This is a genomic window from Roseobacter cerffii, assembly GCF_054226325.1.
This window is the reverse complement of the sequence record NZ_CM135757.1, coordinates 1,887,734-1,908,216: the sequence shown is the minus strand read 5'-3', so window position 1 is coordinate 1,908,216 and position 20,483 is coordinate 1,887,734. Positions and strand designations below refer to the sequence as shown.

The window sequence follows — 20,483 nt, the reverse complement described above, 5'->3', positions numbered from 1 at the left end:
TTGAGGAGGCCCATGCGCACACAAGTTGTCATCATCGGCGGTGGACCGTCCGGCTTGCTGCTGGCCCAATTGCTCCACACACAGGGCATCGACAGCGTCGTGCTGGAACGGCAAACCAAGGACTATGTGCTGAGCCGCATCCGCGCTGGTGTGCTTGAGCACGGCATGGTCGCGCTGATGGGCAAGGCGGGCGCCGATGCCCGCATGAAGCGCGAAGGCATCCCCCATCATGGCACCTTGATCTCTTACAACGAAACGTTGTTCCGGATAGATTTCAACAAGCATACCGGCAGCCAGGTGATGGTCTATGGCCAAACCGAAGTAACCCGTGATCTCTATGATGCGCGCGAGGCCTGCGGCGGCGACACGGAGTTTGAAGTCGAGGCCGTCACCATCCAAGATGCAGATCGGGACGCGCCCTACGTCACCTATCGCGTGCACGGCGAAGACCGGCGCATCGACTGCGATTTCGTCGCTGGCTGTGATGGCTTTCACGGCATAAGCCGCAGGTCGATCCCGGAGACGGCCCGGCGCGAGTATGAGAAGATCTACCCCTTCGGTTGGCTCGGCGTGCTCAGTGAGACACCACCGATCACCGACGAGCTCATCTATGCCAATTCCGACCGGGGCTTCGCGCTCTGCTCGATGCGCAACCCACAGCTGTCGCGCTATTACATTCAGTGCAGCATGGCCGACAAACCGGAGGATTGGAGCGATGACGCCTTCTGGACCGAGTTGAAACGGCGCATCCCCGCCAGCCATGCAGATCAGTTGGTCACCGGCCCTTCGATCGAAAAATCAATCGCTCCGCTGCGGTCCTTCGTGACCGAACCAATGCGTTGGGGTCGCCTGTTTCTCTGCGGCGATGCCGCCCACATCGTCCCGCCCACCGGCGCCAAGGGGCTGAACACCGCCGCGTCAGATGTGCACTATCTCTTTGAAGGCCTCACCCAGTACTACATCGACAAGGAGGATGAAGGGCTTGCACGATACTCGGAAAAAGCATTGGCGCGCGTGTGGAAGACCGAACGCTTCAGCTGGTGGTTTTCCTCGATCATGCACCGGTTCCCCGACCAGTCCGATTTTGACCTGCGCATGCAGCACGCCGAGCTGGAATTCCTGCGCACCAATGACGCCGCGCAAAAGGCGCTGGCCGAGAACTACGTTGGACTGCCCTATTAGCCCGCGAGTGACGGCAAAAAGAGCACGATCCCCGGGAAGGCCACGAGCAAGGCGATGGTGACCGCGTCGGCGACGAAGAAGGGTGTCACGCCCTTGAAGACATCCTGCACCGCGAGGTCATCGCGCACACCAGCCACGACAAAGCAATTCAGACCGATAGGTGGTGTAATCAGACAGAACTCCGCCATTTTGACCACCAGAATACCGAACCAGATCGCACACATCGGCCCTGACATGCCAAAGGCGCTGTCCGCCGCGCTGACGAACTCGCCCCCATTCAGCGCCATCACCGCCGGGTAGACCACCGGCAGTGTGAGGAGCAGCATGCCGATGGCATCCATGAACATGCCCAGAACCGCATAGGCCAGAAGGATGCAGATCAGGATCAGCATCGGTGACATCTCGAGCGAGGTGATCCAACCCGCAAAGGCTTCGGGAAGCTCGGCAAAGCCAAGAAACCGCACGTAGATCAGCACGCCCCAGATGATCGAGAAGATCATCACCGTGAGCTTGGCTGTGTCGAGCAAGGCGTCCTTCAACTGCCCCCACCGCATGCCGCGATAGAGCGCCATCAGAAAGATGATGAAGGCGCCAATAGCGCCGCCTTCCGTCGGCGTGCCCCAGGCATCCCCGAAGGGATTGTAAACGAAGAAGATGATGATCACGACCACCGCTAGGATTGGCAGTGCGGGCGGCAAGGATTCAAACCGCTCGCGCCAGGAAAACCCGCCGACCGGTGGGCCCACGGTCTTGAAGACCACGGCAATGCCGATGATCAGCGTGGCATAGACGACCGCGGAAAACATCCCCGGCAGGAACCCGGCGAGCAACAGTTTGCCCACGTCCTGCTCGACAATGATCGCATAGATCACAAGGATGGCCGAAGGCGGGATGAGCGAGGCGAGTGTGCCCCCTGCGGCCACAACGCCAGCCGCGAATTGCTTGTTGTAGCCGATCTTCAGCATTTCGGGGATCGCGATGCGCGCGAACACCGCCGCCGTGGCGACGGACGCCCCCGAAACAGCCGCAAAGCCCGCTGTGGCAAAGACAGTCGAGACAGCCAAGCCGCCGGGCACCCAGGCGATCCATCGCTTCGCTGCCACAAAAAGCGCCGTGGTCAACCTGGCGTAGTACGCGAGATAGCCGATCAGGATAAAGACAGGGATCAGGCTGAGCACCTGGGCCGAGACCTTCGAATGCGGTGTGAGGCCCGCGATCTTGACGCTGATCTCCACGGCCTTCCAGAAGCGCGCAGGGTCATAATCGAACCCGTTCCAGCGCAGCCAGACCAGCCCGACAAATCCCGCGAGGCCCGCGGCAAAGGCCACGCGCATGCCCGAGACGACAAACACCAAAAGGCCACCGCTGACCCACAAACCGATTTCAATGGGCTCCATCAGTCCGCCCCGTCCAGCGCTTCGGCCTCGAGCCGCGCCTGTTCGGCCACGGACAAGTTGAGCGGCACCGCAACAGGGCTCTCAAGCCCGAGGATCAGCGCGCGTCCGTAACCCCAGGCCTGCAGAAGCAGCCGCAGGGTCAGAACGGCGAAAGCGATGGGCACCACCAGCTTGGAGGGCCAGATCGGCAGGCCGATATCGATGGAGCTGTCGCGGCTGCACAAGGGGCGCGCGCAGTCGAAAGACCGATCAAAGTGATCCCAGGCACCCCACGTCAGCGCAACGATCAGCAACAGGATCAGCAGAACGGAGACCAGTTCGAAGAACCACAAGAGCCGTCCGCGCAGGGCGCTGACCAGCATGTCCATGCGCACATGAGTGCCGTCACGCTGCACAAAGGAGATACCCATGATGGCGATAATCGGCATAGCAGCTTCGATGTAATCGACATATCCGGCGAGGGGCGATCCGAAGAACTTGCGCCCGGTGACCGAATAGGCCGCAAGGAACATCAGCGAGAAGATCGCCAACCCGCTCAGCAGAGCGCACAGCCGTTCAACTGGTAGAAGTGTGCGGTCCAACCTGCTGAGCAGGCTGGAATCTTCGAGCACCGCAGCGGATCCTGCCATCGCTCTGCCCCCGTTTGTTATGGGTGGGGCCGCGCCTTTGGCAGGCGCGACCCGGATGGTTTAGCTGCCGCCCTTGGCCTCGGCCAGAGTGGTGACCACGAGATCATAGAGCTCTTGGCCCGGCAGGCCCTGTGCTTCCATCTCGGCGATCCAGGCATCCTTGGCAGGTTCCGCGGCAATTGCGCGGAATTCATCGATCACGGCGGCGTCGATCTCGACCTTCTGCACGCCCTTTTCCTCGAGCACCGAATCCCAGCGCTGGAGCAGTTCGGCGTAGTTGGCGAGATAGTGGTCAATCGCCTCGTCGACGGAGCTGTCAAGCGCCTCGCGATGTGCATCCGACAGGGACTCGTAGGCGTCGATGTTCACGACCACCGGGCAGTTCACCGTGCCGGGGTTGAGGTTGGCCGTCCACCAGTCCGCCTGGTTGATCGTCCCGAAGCTCAGATGCGCGTGCTGCGCGAAGGCCACCGTGTCGACAACGCCACCTTCCATCGCCTGATAGGCCTCGGTCGCGGTCACGGACGTGGGCACACCACCCACCGCCTTGAAGGCCTCACCCAGGCCACCCGTGGCCCGCACGCGCATACCTTCGAACTCCGCAAGCTCGTCGCGCGGCTCGCCGGTGCCCACGAGATTGTATTGCGGCATGGGCGAGGTCATCAGCAGCTTGGCATTCCACTGTGCCATCTCTTCCGTCGCAGCCGGGTGTGCATAGACCGCGGCTGATACGGCCACCTCCTGCTCGAGATTCTCCACCCCGAGGAACGGCAATTCAAGCACGGTGATCACCCGGTTCTTGTCGCGGTGATAGCCTGCGCAGAACTGAGCCATTTCGAAGGCACCGATGGAGATGCCATCGAGGTTTTCGCGGTTTTTCGACAGGCCACCATAGCTTATGTTCATGGTGAATTCGCCGCCGGTCTTCTCCGAGACGAGCTCGGCCAGTTTCTCGACGTGCTCGGTGAAGGCGCGGCGCTTGCCCCAGACCGAGACGTTCCATTCGGTGGCAGCGGCTTCCGAGACGAATGCAAAGCTAATTGCGGCGACAGCGGCGCCGGACAAGTATCTGTTCATGTGATTTCTCCCTTATGACGTGCCATTGAGCGGGCACGCTTGACGCAAGGCTACCCAAGCGGGTCCGGCCTGCCAAGCCCAGAAAACACATGCGGATCATTCGGCAATCTATTGTCCTTTGGGCTTATTCCCTTCTTTCCGATTGGCGTTATGATCGGCCCTGGAGGAGATGAAGACCGGACGGGGTGTTCAGGCGGCGTGCCGCTCCTCCGCACAGTGACGACCCAAGGGAGGAGCCTTCATGTCCGACACCGCAACAGCCGCAAGAACCTATCCACCCTCGGCCGAGATGACCGCACAAGCGCATGTGGATGCCGCCAAGTACGAGCAGATGTACCAGGCCTCGATCACGGACCCGGACGGCTTTTGGCGCAAGGAGGCCGCGCGGGTCGATTGGATCAAGCCATTCACCCAGGTGAAGGATGTCGACTACACGCTGGGCAACGTCTCGATCAACTGGTTTGCCGATGGCACGCTGAACGTGTCGGCCAATTGCATTGACCGGCATCTGGAGACGCGTGGCGATCAAACCGCGATCATCTGGGAACCGGACAGCCCCGACGATCCGGCGATGCATATCACCTACAAAGAGTTGCACACGTCGGTCTGCAAGATGGCGAATGTGCTGCAAAATCTTGGCGTGACGAAGGGCGACCGGGTCATCATTTACCTGCCGATGATCCCGGAAGCCGCCTATGCGATGCTTGCCTGCGCGCGGATCGGGGCCATTCACTCTATCGTCTTTGCCGGGTTCTCGCCGGATGCGCTCGCCGCTCGGGTGAACGGATCAAACGCAAAAGTCGTGATCACCGCTGATCAGGCGCCGCGCGGCGGGCGCAACACGCCGCTGAAGTCAAACGCCGATCAGGCGCTCCTGCACACCGCCGATGATGTCAAACTGCTGGTGGTCAAACGCACAGGCGGTCAGACCACCTGGATCGACGGGCGGGACTATGACTACAACGCACTTGCAGCGGATGCCTCGGCCGACTGCGCGCCGGTCGAGATGAACGCCGAAGATCCGCTCTTCATCCTCTACACCTCCGGCTCCACCGGCCAACCCAAGGGTGTTGTGCACACGACCGGCGGCTACCTGGTTTATGCGGCGATGACCCATGAGATCACCTTCGACTACCACGATGGCGATATCTATTGGTGCACGGCGGATGTGGGTTGGGTCACGGGCCACAGCTATATCGTCTATGGCCCGCTGGCTAATGGCGCCACGACGCTTATGTTCGAGGGTGTGCCGACCTACCCGGACGCCTCACGTTTCTGGCAGGTCTGCGAAAAGCACAAGGTGAACCAGTTCTACACCGCCCCGACCGCCATCCGCGCGCTGATGGGTCAGGGCAAGGAATTCGTCGAAAAATGCGACCTCAGCGATCTGAAAGTGCTCGGCACCGTGGGCGAGCCGATCAACCCGGAGGCGTGGAACTGGTACAACGAGGTCGTTGGGAAGGGCCGCTGCCCGATTGTCGACACTTGGTGGCAGACGGAAACAGGCGGGCATCTGATGACCCCCCTGCCCGGCGCTCACGCGATGAAACCCGGCTCTGCGATGAAGCCTTTCTTCGGGATCAGACCCGTGGTCCTGGAGCCGGCCTCCGGAGAGATCATCGAGGGGAACGATGTCGAGGGCGTGCTGTGCATCGCCGACAGCTGGCCGGGGCAAATGCGCTCGGTCTGGGGCGATCACGCGCGCTTTGAGAAGACTTACTTTGCCGACTACAAAGGCTATTACTTCACCGGCGATGGCTGCAAACGTGATGCGGATGGCGATTATTGGATCACCGGCCGGGTCGATGATGTGATCAACGTCTCCGGGCACCGGATGGGCACGGCGGAGGTCGAAAGCGCGCTGGTCGCCCATGCGAAAGTCGCCGAAGCGGCCGTTGTGGGGTATCCGCATGATATCAAAGGCCAGGGTATCTATTGCTACGTCACTCTGATGAACGGCGAAGACCCCACCGAAGAGCTGCGAACGGAACTGCGGACTTGGGTGCGGACCGAGATCGGGCCGATTGCCAGCCCCGATCTCATCCAATGGGCCCCGGGCCTGCCAAAGACCCGCTCCGGCAAGATCATGCGGCGGATCCTGCGCAAGATCGCCGAGGACGATTTCGGGGCACTTGGAGATACGTCCACGCTGGCCGACCCTTCGGTCGTTGAAGACCTCATCGAAAACCGCATGAACAAAAACTGAACTGGCGCATTGATCCCACCTTCGGGCCGGTGCACTGGCGCCGGCCTTCTTTGATCCGGGGGCGCTTGCCCTACAGGGGCACCGCGTTACATGTCGCGTCAGATGGACGGCGCAGCGATGTGCCCTGCAAGACATGATTTGGAGATCGGGGGACCGCTGTGTCGGCTGAACCAAGAGGTTTCGAACCCAGCGCGGACCGTACCGCGGACCTGAGGCGCGCGTTCGGCTGCTTCGGCACAGGGGTCACTGTGGTGACGACACAAACGGATGCTGGCCCGCTGGGCATGACCGCAAATTCCTTCTCCTCGGTCTCGCTGACACCGCCGCTGGTACTCTGGTCCCCCGCGCTTTCATCGGGCCGCCACGATGCCTTCGCTCAGGCGGCACAGTTCTGCATCCACGTGCTGAGCGACAAGCAGCTTGATCTCGCCCGTCACTTTGCGGGCAATGGTGACGGGTTCGAGCGCTTCGATTGGACAGCGGGACCATTCGGTGCACCGCGTCTTTTGGGGTGCTTGGCCGAATTTCACTGCAACACGTACGCGATCCACCCCGCTGGAGATCACTCCCTGATCCTTGGGGAGGTTCAGCAGGTCATCGAAGGCCAGGTCGGTGGCTCAGGCCTGCTCTTTGACCGGGGACGCTTTGGGCATTTCACGGATGGCCTGCCCGGTTGAGTGTCAGTAGTCGCGCTCGAAGAAGATACCCAACCCGGTGTTGCCATCCTGCTCCAGCGTGCCGCGGGCGGTCAGCGAGTCCGTTACATCGAGGTTGATCGACAGCTCCGTTTCGCCGCCACCGGTAACCACATCGGTGTAAACGTTCTCTGAGATGTACTTGCCCGCCCGAACCGCGGCCTCGCCGTCGTCGGTCGTGGTTACATCAAAGTCATCGAGCCCGAACCCTTCACGCAGGCTACCGATGAGGCCCACACCTTCCCGACCAGCCAGGGTCGCCACCGCATTGGCGAGTTGCAAGGCCTGGAAGGCCGAGATTTCGCTGATGTCGCGCCCAAAGAGTAGCTGTGACAGCACCTGATCCTCGGGCGCGTCCGGCGTTGACACGAAGGAGACATCCGGCGTGGTCGCAGGCCCTTCGAGGACGACGCCAGCGGTCCCGCTCTCGGTGTTCGACGAGGTTACGAAGCGGATGTAGGGCACCAGATCGCCCTGGAACTGGATGAAACCTTCCACCAGATCAAAGCGGCGCCCAAGAATGTCGAGACGGCCCCGTACGAGCTCAAACTGGCCTGTTGAGATCACCCGCGCTGTTGTTCCACCAATCTCGAGCGCGCCGCCAAGCTCGGCATCGACCCCCCGTCCGCGCACGAAGATGCGTTGGGGTGCATTCACCCGGATCCCGAGACGATAGGCATTTGCAGCACCGCCGCCTCCGGCAGCCTCGGGTTCAGGGATCACATCGGCCCGTCTGCGGGTCGCCGTGACGGCAGCGGGCGCATTCACATGGGTGATGTCGGGGATTTCCCCGATGCTGGTCAGCCCGGACGATGGGACGGTGACCAGAGTTTCGCCCACGTCGATTGTGCCTGCAATCCGCGCACCACCCGTCAGGGGCCCCTCCACCGAAATGGCGCCATCGAGCACCGTCGAGAAGAGCCGCGGGTCGACAAAGCCGACACTCCGCAGAGCCACATCGAGGTCTGCGGCAAGGCTGGCGAGGTTCAAGGCCCCGGAGGCTGCGATACGCCCGCCCGTCTCGACGCCACCTTCGGCGTTGATCCGCAGGTTGCCACCCGAAAGATCAAGCGTGCTGTCCAGATCGCTGAGCACCAGCCGAAGGTTCGGCGCCGCAAAGCGGGCGCCGGTTGTCGTTATGCGCCCCGAGACCGCCTCGAGCGCTGGCGCCCCGTTGACGGCCAGATCAAACCGGGCCTGGCCGGTCAGGCTGCGCGGCGCGAGAAACGGCTCGGAGAGCCCCAGCGGCAGTGAGCCCTCGACATCGAGCGCCACGTTTCCATCCTCGCGGACAAGGCCCGCCACCGTTGCATCGGTGCCCGCGGGACCCTCGGCTGCGGTGTCCACACGCCAGCCTTCCGAGGTCCGCGCGGCCTCACCGGCGACCGACAATGGCCCCCGTATTTGCGGCACGAAGACGCTGATATCGGGCAGCGCAGCAGAGAAGGCCACTGCCGCGTCCGGCCCGGTCGCCAGCCCTGCGACGCTCACCTCGGACTGAAACGGACCATCGGCGTTCACGTCGACGTTGTATCCTTGATCGGTTAGCCAAACGCGACCCGCCGCATCGAGCGGGCCCTGCACGCTGGGCACAAGCGGGCGCACCTCCGGCAGGGACAGATCGAACGTCACGTCTGTTTGCGGACCTGTGGCGCGTCCCTGCACGTTCAACTGGCTGTCATAGGGCGCATCTGCGCTCAGATCGACCTGCCAACCGAGGCTGTCCTGCGTGGCCTCCGCGATGACAGTCACGGGGCCTTCATATTGCGGCAGCACGAGGCCCACATCCCCCAAGGCAGCCCGCGCCGAGACCACGCTGTTGTCGGTCCGCAGATCGAAATCGCCCGTGACATCCAGCGCGTCATTGCTGAGGTCCAGCCCCTCGACAAAAGTGCCCGAGGCGTCCCGCCGGGCTTGCAGCGTCAAATCGGTCTGCCCAGCCAGAACTGCATCCGCCTGCGGCACACCGACAGTCAGATCGGTCGTGGTGCCACGGATCGCCAGATCGAACATGCTGCTAAGCGGCGTAACTGTTCCAGATACGGCCAGTTCAGCCCCGCCTGCAATCGGTTGCCCGGCCAGCCCGGCAAAGCGCGCCAACTCCTCGGCTTTCACCCGAAGATCAAGTTGCGTCGGAAACCCACCGTCCAGACCGTCGATGATGATATCGCCCGCCAAACCATAGTCGCCACCCTTGAGTTCCAGGCCGGTGATCCGGATTGGTTGGTCTTCGACGTAGTCGATATTGGCCTTGCCGCTGACGTCCTGCCCCAGCGCCTGCGCTGCGTTCGGGTCGGCCAACGCGAGTCCACTTGCGGTCAGGTCCAGGTCTCCGAGAAAGCGGCCCACCGTGCCCAACGCGCCTTGCAATGTGCCGTCGAGGGTCAGTTGCGCCGCCTCCAGGCGCAGATCGTCGCGCGCGAGCTCGGCCACGTCGAAGACGCCGCGGAAGGCGTCCCCATCCGCCGCATCGTATTGCACGTCAAGCGTGACCTGTTGCACCGCCGTTTCTGTCTCCGACCCGGGCAAGATGACGGGCGCGGCGTCGGCCCGCGCAATCTGACCGGCTACATCAATGAACACCGGCCAGTTATCCGCATTCAACCGCACGGCACCGGATAGCTGAGCCGACTGGGCGTCGAGATCGAAGCCCTGCACATCAACACCACCTTCAGCGAGTAGGAGCGCGTCCAGATCAATACGGACGTCGGGGCCGAAGAAGTCCCGCGACTGAGGCGCAACTAAAGCGGTGATGTCACCGCCGAGGTCCGCCTGGATGCGGCGGTCGGGGGATGCACCTTCGGTTTCGACCGGCAGGGCGCTGAGCACGACCTGCCCGGCCACCCGCTCCTGCCCATCTGTAGCCAGTGTGATATCCGCCGTGAAATCATTGAGCGGCCCGGTGCCGCCCACAGTCAAGTCGATGGAGGGTTCGCCGGGCAGGTTCATCAGCCGACCAGCCAGCCCACCTGCCCCCTCGTCCAGCTCCATCTGCACCGAGATTTCTGATGTCTCGCGCGCGAAACTGCCGTTCACGATGTAGGTGCCTTGCGTCGCATCCACCCTGTTTGCGGTCAGATCGAGAAACGCGCCATCATCATCGAGCCGCGCACTGGCCTGCACGCCCAACTCGGCTGCGGCCCCGAGAAGGGGTTCGCCCAGCAAGATGCGTTCAAGCTCGATCAACTCGATGTTCACCGAGACCGGCAGCTCTGGTAGGGCGAACTCTGTCGCCTCGGCGGAAGGAATCTCGGTTGTGTCCTCCGTTTCGGGCAAACGCGGCAGATCCAGCACAGCCGCGCTCAGCCGATCCACCTCTAACCGCCCGCGCAACAAGGCCAGGCGGCTCCAGTTGAGCCGCACATCCTCCAGCGTCAGCCAGATTCCCTGATCATCTGCGATTGTCATCCGGTCGAACGACGCTTCGGAACTCAGCGCCCCTTCGAACCCTTCGATGTTCACCTCACGGCCCGCGCCCGAGAGCAGGTCTTCAATGGTACGGGTCAGGAAGCCGCCATCATCCTCCTGCGCCGGAACGACCGAGGGCAGCAAAATCAAAAGAGCGGCAGCGAAAAAGCGGATGATCTGCATCAGAAAGCCTGTCCTATGCCAATATAGACCTGAACCGACGAACCTTGGTCGTCTCCCGATGTGGGCACGCCGACGTCCAACCGGATGGGCCCGATGGGCGTATCGTAGCGCAAACCGACGCCCGCGCCGCTTTGCCATTCGCCGGAACCATCAGGGAACACCTCTTCTCCGATATAGCCCACATCGAAGAAACCGACATAGCCCAGATTGCCAGTCGTGCGCATCCGAACTTCCGCCGACAGGCCAAGAAAAGACCGCCCGCCAACGATGCGCCCGCCACCGAGATCAACACCAAGGGACTGGTATTCGTGGCCGCGCACCGTATCGCTGCCGCCCGAGTAGAACAGAAAGTCCGCAGGCGCGACCGGGAGGCCGGGGCCCACCAATGACCCAAGCTGCCCGCGCAGAGCAATGGTTGTGGGGCGGACATCGCCAAAGGTTCGGTAGGTGCGAAGATCCACGGTGGTCAACACGCCGTCGTCAGCGCCGTCAATGGCCAAGAACGGTTTGATCTCAGTGTCGAAGTAGTATCCGCGGCGCGCATCAAGCGCCTTGTCGCGATAGTCAAAGGTCGCTCCGAGCGGCACGAGAAAGAGCGTGTAGTTGTTTTCCCCAAAAGCATCGCGCGTATTGGCCCGCCGCAGACCAATGCCCAGTCGATAGCTGCGTTCCTCCGACGCAATGCGTTCGATCCCGATGCCAACCGTGGCTTGGCGGGAGAAGAAGTTGACCTCATCCTGTTGCTCGATTTCGCCCAGGATATAGAGACCGGTGTCCTCGTTGAAGGTAGCCGGGCGCTGATAAAGCGCGCCCACGAGGAAATCAGTGCCGCCGGTCTCGCCTCCAATCCCTTCGATCTCGGCGTCAAGACGCAGCCGCTCGGCCCCGCCAAAGAGGTTGCGGTGCAGCCAGAACGCGCTGAACGACAATCCTTCAACGGTCGAGATCTCGGCCCCGAAACCAAACCTTCGCGGTTTTTCTTCGCTCACGCGCGCGGTGATCGGCAGCGCGCCATCAGCGGTCGGCGTCTCGGCCTCGATCATCGCGACGGAGCGGAACGCACCGGTCCGACGCAGACGTGCTGCGGCGCGTTCCAGGTCTTCCGGTGAATAGACGGAGCCCATGGGCAGCCCGGCGATCTCGAGAATACGCTCGGCTCGGACGGCCTCGTTCCCGATGACGCTCAACGGGCCAAAGCGCAGTCGCGGACCCGGGTCCATGCGCAGGGTCACATTCAGCGTCTGATCAGCGTGCTGTGCTGTGACACGCTGGCTCTGCAACTTGGCCTTTGCGTGTCCTTCGGCGCGCCACCCCTCTGTCGCGGCGCTGACCGTGTCGCGCAACAGGGTCAGCCGCGCAGGCTCGCCTGACCGGAAGCCCTCGGGCAAATCGGTATTCGGAGCGAGCGGGCCAATCTCCGCGCGGTCGAACCGGAAGGCCCGCCCCGGTGTCACCGTGATCTCAGCCCGCCTGACACTGGGCGGCGGCGCGACAGATGTAATGTTCGACGCCTCTCGGCCATCAAGTGCGATGCGAATCGTCGCCCCGTAGAACCCATAGTCGTAGAGCACCGCAAGCAGCCGCTGATAATCGGCCTGCGCCAGTGCGACAATCTCCTGCGCGGAGACATCCGTTTCGGCCTGCGATTGTTCAAACAGGAGCGAGCCGCCCTCAAGGTCCGCTTGCAACTCCTCCCCTATCGCGCCCTGTAGTCCGACCTCCAACGCCGAAACTGGCACCGCAAGGACCAGCGCCATGGCAAGCGCCACCGCACCACCACGGGTCAGCAAACCGTTGCTCTTCATCATAACCTGCACCATATCCCCCGCTTTGGCGATGTAACGCGCAAGGACCAACCGGCAACTGATCGACCTTGCAAACCGCAGCTGACTTCACGTCTTAGCGGAAACCACGGTGTGGCTGCAAACAGACAAACGTCCACCTCCCGTATCGCGTCAAATCCGCCGATGGCGTCGCTGCGCTGGGTTTTGCTGGCGCCGCCGCGATGGTCCAAAAGCGACATACGCGCGCCCGCCGGAGATCGGGAGCATCTCATCGCAGCGGGCCTGCGTTTTGGGAGCTTCAACGCCAGTCGTTGATTGAGAACGAAATAAAAGTGATAAAAAGCAAAATACTAAGCTGATGTCTTCAAGTTATGTGGCTCATAGCGGAACTGCTTCCGAAGACGGTGAATTGGATCGCTAACGACTGAAAACCGCCCATTTTTCAGGCATTCGTCTGAAATGGTGCATAAGAAGAATGTCGCAAACAGACTGTGTATCTTGATCTTGGCGCCGGACACTTTACTTCGAACGACAAGCGAAATGGTCGAGGCCCTGATGACCAAACGCATTACGGGCCTCCCATACCAAAATACAAAGGGTGACGATGGTGACGAACTCCCCTGCAACGGGCTCTGAAGTGCACAGCAAACCTTACGATCGCATTGCGTTTGTGGGCGCAGGCGCATGGGGAACGGCTTTGGCGAGCGTGGCAGCCGCAGCGGGGCGACAAGTGCGGCTCTTCGGGCGGAATGTCGACATCGTGGACGCGATCAACAGCCGCCATGAAAACCCCGCTTACCTGCCCGATGTGACCCTCCCCCCGAGCCTGACGGCGACGACGCAGCTCTCGGAAGCGCTAACAGGTGCTGATGCCGTGCTGATGGTTGTGCCGTCAGGCGCGGTCAGGATCATGGCGGCAGACCTCAAAGCGTTCCTGCCACCTGGCGCGCCGGTTGCGGTCTGCACCAAGGGCATCGAGCCAATGACCGGCCTGCTCATGTCCCAGGTTGCAGCGGAAGAACTCGGTGATGTGCCGGTTGGCACGATCTCGGGCCCCACTTTCGCACGAGAGACCGCACTTGGTCACCCGACCGCTGCAACGGTCGCTTTCGAGTTCAGCCATGCAGATCGGCTCGCACCGGATCAAAGCCCGGCAGCGCGGCTGGCGGTGTCGATGAGCACGCCCTTCTTCAAAACCTATATCTCGGATGATCTGGTCGGCGTGGAGATTGGCGGCGCAATCAAGAACGTCATCGCCATTGGCTGTGGCATGATGACCGGCGCAGGCTTTGCCGAGAACACCCGCGCAGCGCTGATCACGCGCGGCATGGACGAAATGAAAGCCCTTGCTGAAGCGTTGGGCGGTCGCCGGGAAACGGTTACCGGCCTTGCGGGCGCAGGTGATCTGACACTGACCTGCTCCAGCCAGACTTCGCGCAACATGTCGCTCGGGGTTCAGCTGGGCCAGGGAGTGCCGCGCACAGCATGCTTTGACGGTCGCCCCGTGGTCGTTGAAGGCGAGGCCAATGCGGCCTCGATCATTGATCTTTCCCGCCGGGTCGGAGTGTCGATGCCGATTTGCGAAACGGTACATGCAATCCTGCACGGCGGTGCTGATCTGCATCAGGCCTTTGCCGATCTGTGGACGCGCCCGATTGAAGCTGAACCTCGTGCGCTCGACATCTCCCTGCGCAATCCGGCGCAGCCGAAAGTTGGGCAATTGCAGGGGCGCGTGCCGTGACACCGCCCTTGGCAGACCGAAAGTTCGTTCTGGCAACCGACCTCGATGGAACTTTTCTCGGAGGTCGCGAGGCTGATCGCACGGCACTATATGAGTGGATCGAGGCCCACCGCGCGACGGTGGGGCTGGTCTTTGTGAGCGGGCGCGATCCAGAATTCATTCACCAGCTGTGCGGCAGCGGCGACGTACCCTGGCCGGAGTATGTCATCGGCGACGTGGGTACGACCATCGCGCAGGTGACACCAGCACGCCAAATCCAGCCCATTGAGACGTTGGAACAGGAGATTGCCGACCGCTGGAATGGCAGCGGTGACAAGGTAAAAGCGCATCTCGAACACGCGCCGGGCTTGACGCTGCAGCCCACCGAATTCCGCTATCGCGTGAGCTATGACTATGACCCCGAGGCCTTTGATCCCTCCACCGCCCAGACGGTTCAAGCCATGGGCTTCGACGTGCTCATCTCGGACAACCGCTATTTCGACGTGCTGCCCACGGGTGTAAGCAAGGGCCCGTCGCTCCTGCGCCTGCTCGCGCATCTCGGCATTCCGCAGACCAGCGTGCTCTCGGCAGGCGACACGCTGAATGATCTCTCGATGCTGATCGCTGGCACGCCCGCCGTCGCCGTCGGCGGTTCTGAGGCGCCGCTTCTCGACGCGCTGCCACCTTTGCCGCAGATCTACCGTGCCGATGGCGTTGGCGCCGCGGGAATACTCGAAGCTGTCGCGCATTTCGACTTGCATCCAACACCCGAAAAGGTCTGACCCATGCCCTCCGATCTTGTGATCGTCTACCACCGCCAACCCTATGAGGAGGTGGAGAAAGATGGCGAAATCATTCTGCGTGAGAACAAGAGCCCGAACGGTATCGTACCCACGCTCAAGAGTTTTTTCGGGACCGCCGAACACGCCTCATGGATTGCCTGGAAACTGGCGGAGGATCCGGCCAACCCGGAGTTTGAGAAGGTGGTCGAGATCAGCGATGCGCACGGTGACTACTCGGTCTCGCGCCTGCCTCTCACCCAGGAGCAGGTGAGCAGCTTCTACCACGTCTCGTCCAAAGAGGCCTTCTGGCCTATCCTGCACAGCTTCAAGGAGAAGTTTAACTACGACCCTGTCGATTGGCCCACCTTTCGCGAAGTGAACTGGGCCTTTGCCGAGGCTGCTGCGCGCGAGGCCGCACAGGGCGCGCGCGTCTGGATACACGACTATAACCTTTGGCTTGTGCCGGGATATCTGCGCCAGCTGCGCTCGGATGTGACCATTTCGTTTTTCCACCACACACCGTTTCCGGCAGCGGATATGTTCAACGTGCTGCCGTGGCGGCGAGAAATCGTGAAGAGCCTTCTGGATTGCGACATCGTCGGATTCCACGTTCCGCGCTATGCCTCGAACTTCGTCTCGGTTGTGCGCAGCCTGTTCGACGTCGAGGTGAAACACCGTGAGATGGTCGCCGAGGAACTGGTCTCGGACGGAACGGCGCTCAGCGAACGATCAGCGCCGACCCTGCTCAGTTTCGAAGGCCGCGACATTGCCGTGAGCTCGGCCAGCGTGGGCGTCGCGGTCGATTTTATCGAAGAGCGTGCGACCGACGCGGAGGTGAAGGCCGATGCCGAGAAGATCAGAGAGGCTTTGGGCGATTGCCGACTGATCCTGTCGGTGGGCCGTACTGATTACACCAAGGGTGGCGTCGACCAGCTCGAGAGTTTCGAGCGGGTTCTGACGGACACGCCAGAGCTTCGCGGCAAGGTCAAGCTGATGCATGTGTCGGTGAGCGCGGACCGCAACATGTCGGCCTATGCGCGCACGCAGACCGGCATCGAGGAAACCGCGGGCCGGATCAATGGCCGCTTTGGCACGTTGGAGTGGCAGCCTATTGCGCTGATTTCCCGAGCGATCCCTTTCGACGATCTGATCAAGTATTACCTCGCAGCAGATGTGGCCTGGATCACACCGCTGGTCGATGGGATGAATCTGGTGTGCAAGGAGTATCTTGCCGCGCGGACCGATGGCGATGGCGTTTTGGTCCTGTCCGAATTCGCCGGTGCGGCGGTCGAGTTGAACTCTGCGGTGATCACCAACCCGTTCTCACACCGGTCGATGGATCAGGCGATCCTGCAGGCGCTGGATATGCCCGAGGAGGAACGGCGTGATCGTATGACCGAACTGCGCCGGGTCGTTAAGAAATACTCGGTTCAGGCATGGGGCGCGGAACAGCAACGCCAGTTTGCGGCTGCGATTGCACGGAAGGCCGAAGCGCCCGTCTGAGCACCGGCCCAAAGCGGTCAGGTTGTCACCACCGCTCCTGTTACATCGATATCCGTGTCGACGCCCAAGGTCGCCAACACATTGCCGCCTTCCACGTAGGAGTAGATGTCGAGCGTATTGCCTTTGCCATCGTCGATGGGCGTGTCCGAGACCTTCTGGAACCCACCTGCCCCGCTGCTGATCAGGGTGAGGCTATCCGATGCATCGCCATAGATGATCGCGCTTTCGGGGAGAGCCTGATCAAGCAGCGTCTCCAGCTCGCTGTCCCCCGTCGAGGACAGATCGATGACGTCCTCCAGCGAAATCTCCAGAACGTTAGCCTTGCCGTTCTCCATATCGATGGCTTCGATATTACGCAGATCAAGGGAGGGGATCAGATCGTCCGAGAGGTTGCCTGCCACATCGATCTGCAAGATGTCGCGCCCCGCCCCGCCATCAAGTACATCCATACCGTCATCCGGCGCCTGTCCGACACGCAACACATCGTCGCCCGCGCCTGCAAGGACCACATCCGCGCCCTCGCCGCCGTCGATCGTATCATCGCCGTCAAAGCCCAGGATCGCGTCGTTACCAGCGCCACCTTCGATCGCATCCGCAAGATCGCTGCCCAAGAGCAGATCAGCACCCTCAAGACCCGCGAGATCTTGCGCGGTATCCGCCTTGGCGAGCACTTCACTCGAGAAAAGCTCGACCTCGGCAGTGCTGTCATCGCCATCGAGATCAAATCGCGCGCGCGCATTGATCCGGTTGTCGGCGCCCAGCAGCGCCTCGATGTTCTCGATACTGGCCAGTGGCAATTCGAAGTCCGTCCCTTCGACGATCAGCGCAGCGCTGTCCTCCGTTGCGATGGTGCCATGATCGATGCCATCGGCCTCCAGCGATACCTCGAGCGAGATGAGCGTGGGCGCGAAGACCGGCGTTTCAGTCAGTGCCGCCGCAAGGTCCTCCGCGGAGACGAGCAAGGTCGGGTCCGGGTCGATTTCCTGCAGCAGTGTAGGGTCGTACTCATCGCCGATGCCGAAGGTCTGAATGTCGAGGGTAAAACCGGCGCCCGGCGGGTTCTTCAGCGCATCCAACGAGTCGCGCCACTGCCCGTTCGAGGGCACACCATCAGTGATGAACAGCAGGAAGTTGGCCTCATCCGACGGCTCGCTCGTCAGAAAGCTGTTGGCCTCGTCGAGCGCGAGATCCCAACGTGTCACACCGCGCAGGAACGGCAGCTCAAGGATCGCATCGGGCAGGTTTGGATCCTGCAGATCGAAGGGGCCGATGGATGTGGCGCTGTCGGAATAGCTGATAATCTGCACATCGACCGTCGTGGCGGAGCCGTCGAACTGCTCGGCCAGCAGCAGGATGGCATCCTTGACGGCCTCTCTTTGCGCGGCCCAATCCGCCGCCCCGATGCTGCCGGAGCTGTCCATCGCAATCACCAGGTTCACCGATTGCGCCTCTGGCGCCACGGTTTCGATGGCAAAGGCCCCGGCTGCCGTGTCGGCATTGGCCTCCTCGTTGAACGACAACGAGACCGATTGCGCGCCCGATCCACCGCTTCCGCTCTCAACCGCAACCGTGACCTGTGCGGTTGATACGCCGCCCTGAGCATCGGTGACGGTATAGCTGAAGCGATCCAGCCCAACGAAGCCTTCCGTCGGCGTGTACTCGAAGCTTCCGTCGGTGCCGAGTGCGAGGACACCGTTGCTCGGCGCCTGCGAGCCCAAGGCAAAGATCAACGCTCCGGCGCCATCTACATCGCTGGCCTCGAGCTGACCGGTGATCATGCCGTTCTGCGGGGTCTCGAAGACGGTGTTCTGCGCCACGGTTGGCGCATCGTTCGTCCCGGTCAGGGTGACTTCCACGGTCTGAGAGACAGAGGCGCCCATGTCGTCGGTCGCGACCGCCGTGAAGGTTTCGACCACGGTCTCGCCATCGGCGAGGCTGTCGGCGCGGGCGTTATCCAGAACATAGGTCCAGGCCCCTGTCGCGGTGATCGCAAAGGTGCCAAAGAGCGCTGTGGAGGTCCCGGTCCACGTGATCGTGCTGTCCTGGTCGGGGTCTTCGGCGCTGAGCTGCCCGCTCGCATCGGCGATCTCGTCCCCTTCGGTTACCGTGCCGAGGTTTGCACCGGTCACGGTGGTGATGATCGGCGCATCGTTGACTGGCGAGACCTCGATCACGACGGTCGCCAGCGCAGTCTCGCCCGCCGGGTCTGTCACCAGAACGCCGAACCCGTCCTGACCCGTAAAATCGGCGTCGGGCCGATAGGAGAAGGTTCCATCCGGGAAAAGCGTGACCTCACCGTTCTCCGGCAGCTCGGTGATCGCGTAGCTCAGCACATCGCCATCAATGTCACTTGCCGCGATGACCCCGGTCAGAATGCTGTCCTCGGGTCCCGCCACCGAGGTGACGTCGCCGATCGGTGCGTCGTTCACAGGCAGCACCTCAACCAGAACCGTGCCTTCCGTGACCTCGCCATTTGGCTGGATCGCAGAGAAGGTAAAGCTGTCGGTGCCGTTAAAATCCGGGTCGGGCACATAGTCGAACTGGCCATCCGCGGTCACACGCACACTGCCGTTCGCAGGGCCGGATGTAACGGTAAAGACCGTCCCCGCAGCGCTACCGATCACGGTGATGTCACCCATGATCGCATCATCCTCGCCCGCATCTTCGGGGCCGCTGACGACCACAACCGGGCCATCTTCCTGAACCGCATTCAGCCCTTCGTCGAAGGTGTCGGCATCCGGCTCGGTCTCATCGGTCTCAACTGGCGGCGGCAACTGGATTGCCCCGGGCTCATCGAGCCCGTCCACACCGAGGCCCGCGTCAGGTTGTGTGTCCGTAGATGGGTTAGAGGGGCTTGGGCTCGTATCCGATCCCGATACGAAGGTTTGCCCGGCATCGACCCGCTCAACGGCCGACCGATAGGCAGCGAAGGCCTCGGCAATCAGCAGGTTGTCTTCTGCGTCATCGAGCAGGCTGCGCGCGACTTCACGCGTCTCACCGGTCGCGGCGGAGACGATCCACTTGGTATCGGTCTGGGTGATCATAGCGACGAGGTTGCCGTCGATATCGCGCAGCTCGACGCGACCCTGCCCGCCATCGGGATCGGTGGTCAGCGACACCTCGGTGGTGTCGACCCCGTTCACGGTGCCCACCTGCACAACGACCGTGGTGCCGCGAATACCCATGGTCGACGACGGTGTGCTGACGTCCATCCCACCGGTCTTGGCGACCTGGCCCGCGATGAACACGAACCCGCCCTGGATCAGGCTGAAGGTGCCGGAATTCGCATCGGACTGTGGATCATAGATCAGCTCGTCGATCACCATGCGCGAGGATGCTGTCAGGGTGAAGATCGTGCCATCCACGAAGGTGAGAGAGACCGACGCTCCGTCGCCCGTCGCAACCACGTCGTTCTGATAGATCTTCGAGCCGACCTGCAGCGTCTCGACCGTGCCATCGGCGCGCTGGACTGACGCGGTGCCCTCGGCGCTCTCGACCTGACCGATGGGGCTGGGCTGATCAACCGCGCCAGACTGCGCGTATTGGCCCGGCGCGATGGGTCCGGCAAGCCGTTCGACCAGATCACCGCGCAGGACAGCCCCGTTCAAATCCTTCAGATCTGCAGCGTCAGGCTGCGCGAAGTAGTCAGGTACGCGGAAGTTCGCCACCCCATCGTTTACGATGTAGAGATCAGGACCGACGCGGAAGAATTCACCGTTAAAGAGAAGCGCACTGTCCGGCACAACGACGACGCCGGAGGCATCACCCCACAGGGTAACTACCTCATCCGGGTCCTCATTTTGCGCCTCATGATTGAGCGACACGCTCTTGATCCTCAAAAACCTGATTTAAACAATTCTTAACCTAATTCGTCGGGAGGGTATGTGATGCACCGCACGTTTCGTCAAATAATCGCC

At 62.0% G+C, this 20,483-nt stretch carries 12 protein-coding genes; 6 read left to right on the top strand and 6 right to left on the bottom strand.

Annotation, left to right across the window (positions count from 1 at the left end; genetic code table 11):
- The first annotated feature begins 12 nt into the window (after positions 1-12).
- Positions 13-1,182 (top strand): 4-hydroxybenzoate 3-monooxygenase, encoded by a 1,170-nt coding sequence (gene pobA / locus ACVC7O_RS09200; RefSeq protein ID WP_458325789.1) that lies wholly within the window; start codon positions 13-15, stop codon positions 1,180-1,182.
- Here the strand turns inward: pobA and ACVC7O_RS09195 are convergent.
- From ACVC7O_RS09195 to ACVC7O_RS09185, 3 genes are read right to left on the bottom strand one after another with little or no spacing between them, the layout of a single operon-like run.
- On the bottom strand, positions 1,179-2,579 hold the full coding sequence (locus ACVC7O_RS09195; protein ID WP_458325788.1) for a TRAP transporter large permease: 1,401 nt from the start codon (positions 2,577-2,579) through the stop codon (positions 1,179-1,181). The genes pobA and ACVC7O_RS09195 overlap by 4 nt on opposite strands.
- Positions 2,579-3,208 carry a TRAP transporter small permease subunit gene (locus tag ACVC7O_RS09190; protein WP_458325787.1) on the bottom strand — a complete coding sequence of 210 codons (630 nt, stop codon included), beginning with the start codon at positions 3,206-3,208 and terminating at the stop codon, positions 2,579-2,581. The genes ACVC7O_RS09195 and ACVC7O_RS09190 overlap by 1 nt, the downstream gene beginning before the upstream one ends.
- Positions 3,209-3,268: 60 nt before the next feature.
- Positions 3,269-4,285, bottom strand: a complete 1,017-nt coding sequence (locus tag ACVC7O_RS09185) for a C4-dicarboxylate TRAP transporter substrate-binding protein (protein WP_458325786.1) — start codon at positions 4,283-4,285, stop codon at positions 3,269-3,271.
- A 241-nt stretch (positions 4,286-4,526) separates the two neighbouring features.
- On the opposite strand from ACVC7O_RS09185, the gene acs reads away from it, so the two are divergent.
- Together acs and ACVC7O_RS09175 are read left to right on the top strand one after the other, a co-directional pair.
- Positions 4,527-6,491: an acetate--CoA ligase gene (acs, locus tag ACVC7O_RS09180; RefSeq protein ID WP_458325785.1), complete on the top strand. Its 1,965-nt coding sequence runs from the start codon at positions 4,527-4,529 to the stop codon at positions 6,489-6,491.
- 251 nt (positions 6,492-6,742) lie between these two features.
- The gene (locus tag ACVC7O_RS09175) at positions 6,743-7,168 is read left to right on the top strand and encodes a flavin reductase family protein (protein ID WP_458325784.1); all 426 of its coding nucleotides are present in this window, start codon (positions 6,743-6,745) and stop codon (positions 7,166-7,168) included.
- Positions 7,169-7,171: 3 nt separating this feature from the next.
- Here ACVC7O_RS09175 and ACVC7O_RS09170 read toward each other — a convergent pair whose 3' ends face one another.
- Both ACVC7O_RS09170 and ACVC7O_RS09165 read right to left on the bottom strand, forming a co-directional pair.
- Complete coding sequence (locus ACVC7O_RS09170) at positions 7,172-10,777, bottom strand: translocation/assembly module TamB domain-containing protein (RefSeq protein ID WP_458325783.1); 3,606 nt, start codon at positions 10,775-10,777, stop codon at positions 7,172-7,174.
- Entirely contained in the window at positions 10,777-12,585 is a 1,809-nt protein-coding gene (locus ACVC7O_RS09165) for an autotransporter assembly complex protein TamA (protein ID WP_458325782.1), read from the bottom strand. Before ACVC7O_RS09165 ends, ACVC7O_RS09170 begins: the two co-directional genes overlap by 1 nt.
- 580 nt (positions 12,586-13,165) lie before the next feature.
- On the opposite strand from ACVC7O_RS09165, the gene ACVC7O_RS09160 reads away from it, so the two are divergent.
- From ACVC7O_RS09160 to ggpS, 3 genes are read left to right on the top strand one after another with little or no spacing between them, the layout of a single operon-like run.
- Positions 13,166-14,302, top strand: coding sequence for an NAD(P)H-dependent glycerol-3-phosphate dehydrogenase (locus tag ACVC7O_RS09160; RefSeq protein WP_458325781.1), 1,137 nt, complete (start codon positions 13,166-13,168; stop codon positions 14,300-14,302).
- Positions 14,299-15,063 (top strand): HAD-IIB family hydrolase, encoded by a 765-nt coding sequence (locus ACVC7O_RS09155; protein ID WP_458325780.1) that lies wholly within the window; start codon positions 14,299-14,301, stop codon positions 15,061-15,063. The genes ACVC7O_RS09160 and ACVC7O_RS09155 overlap by 4 nt, the downstream gene beginning before the upstream one ends.
- A gap of 3 nt (positions 15,064-15,066) precedes the next feature.
- Positions 15,067-16,566 (top strand): glucosylglycerol-phosphate synthase, encoded by a 1,500-nt coding sequence (ggpS, locus tag ACVC7O_RS09150; RefSeq protein ID WP_458325779.1) that lies wholly within the window; start codon positions 15,067-15,069, stop codon positions 16,564-16,566.
- 17 nt (positions 16,567-16,583) lie between these two features.
- Here the strand turns inward: ggpS and ACVC7O_RS09145 are convergent, their stop codons facing one another.
- The gene (locus ACVC7O_RS09145; protein WP_458325778.1) at positions 16,584-20,390 is read right to left on the bottom strand and encodes a tandem-95 repeat protein; all 3,807 of its coding nucleotides are present in this window, start codon (positions 20,388-20,390) and stop codon (positions 16,584-16,586) included.
- Positions 20,391-20,483: the final 93 nt, after the last annotated feature.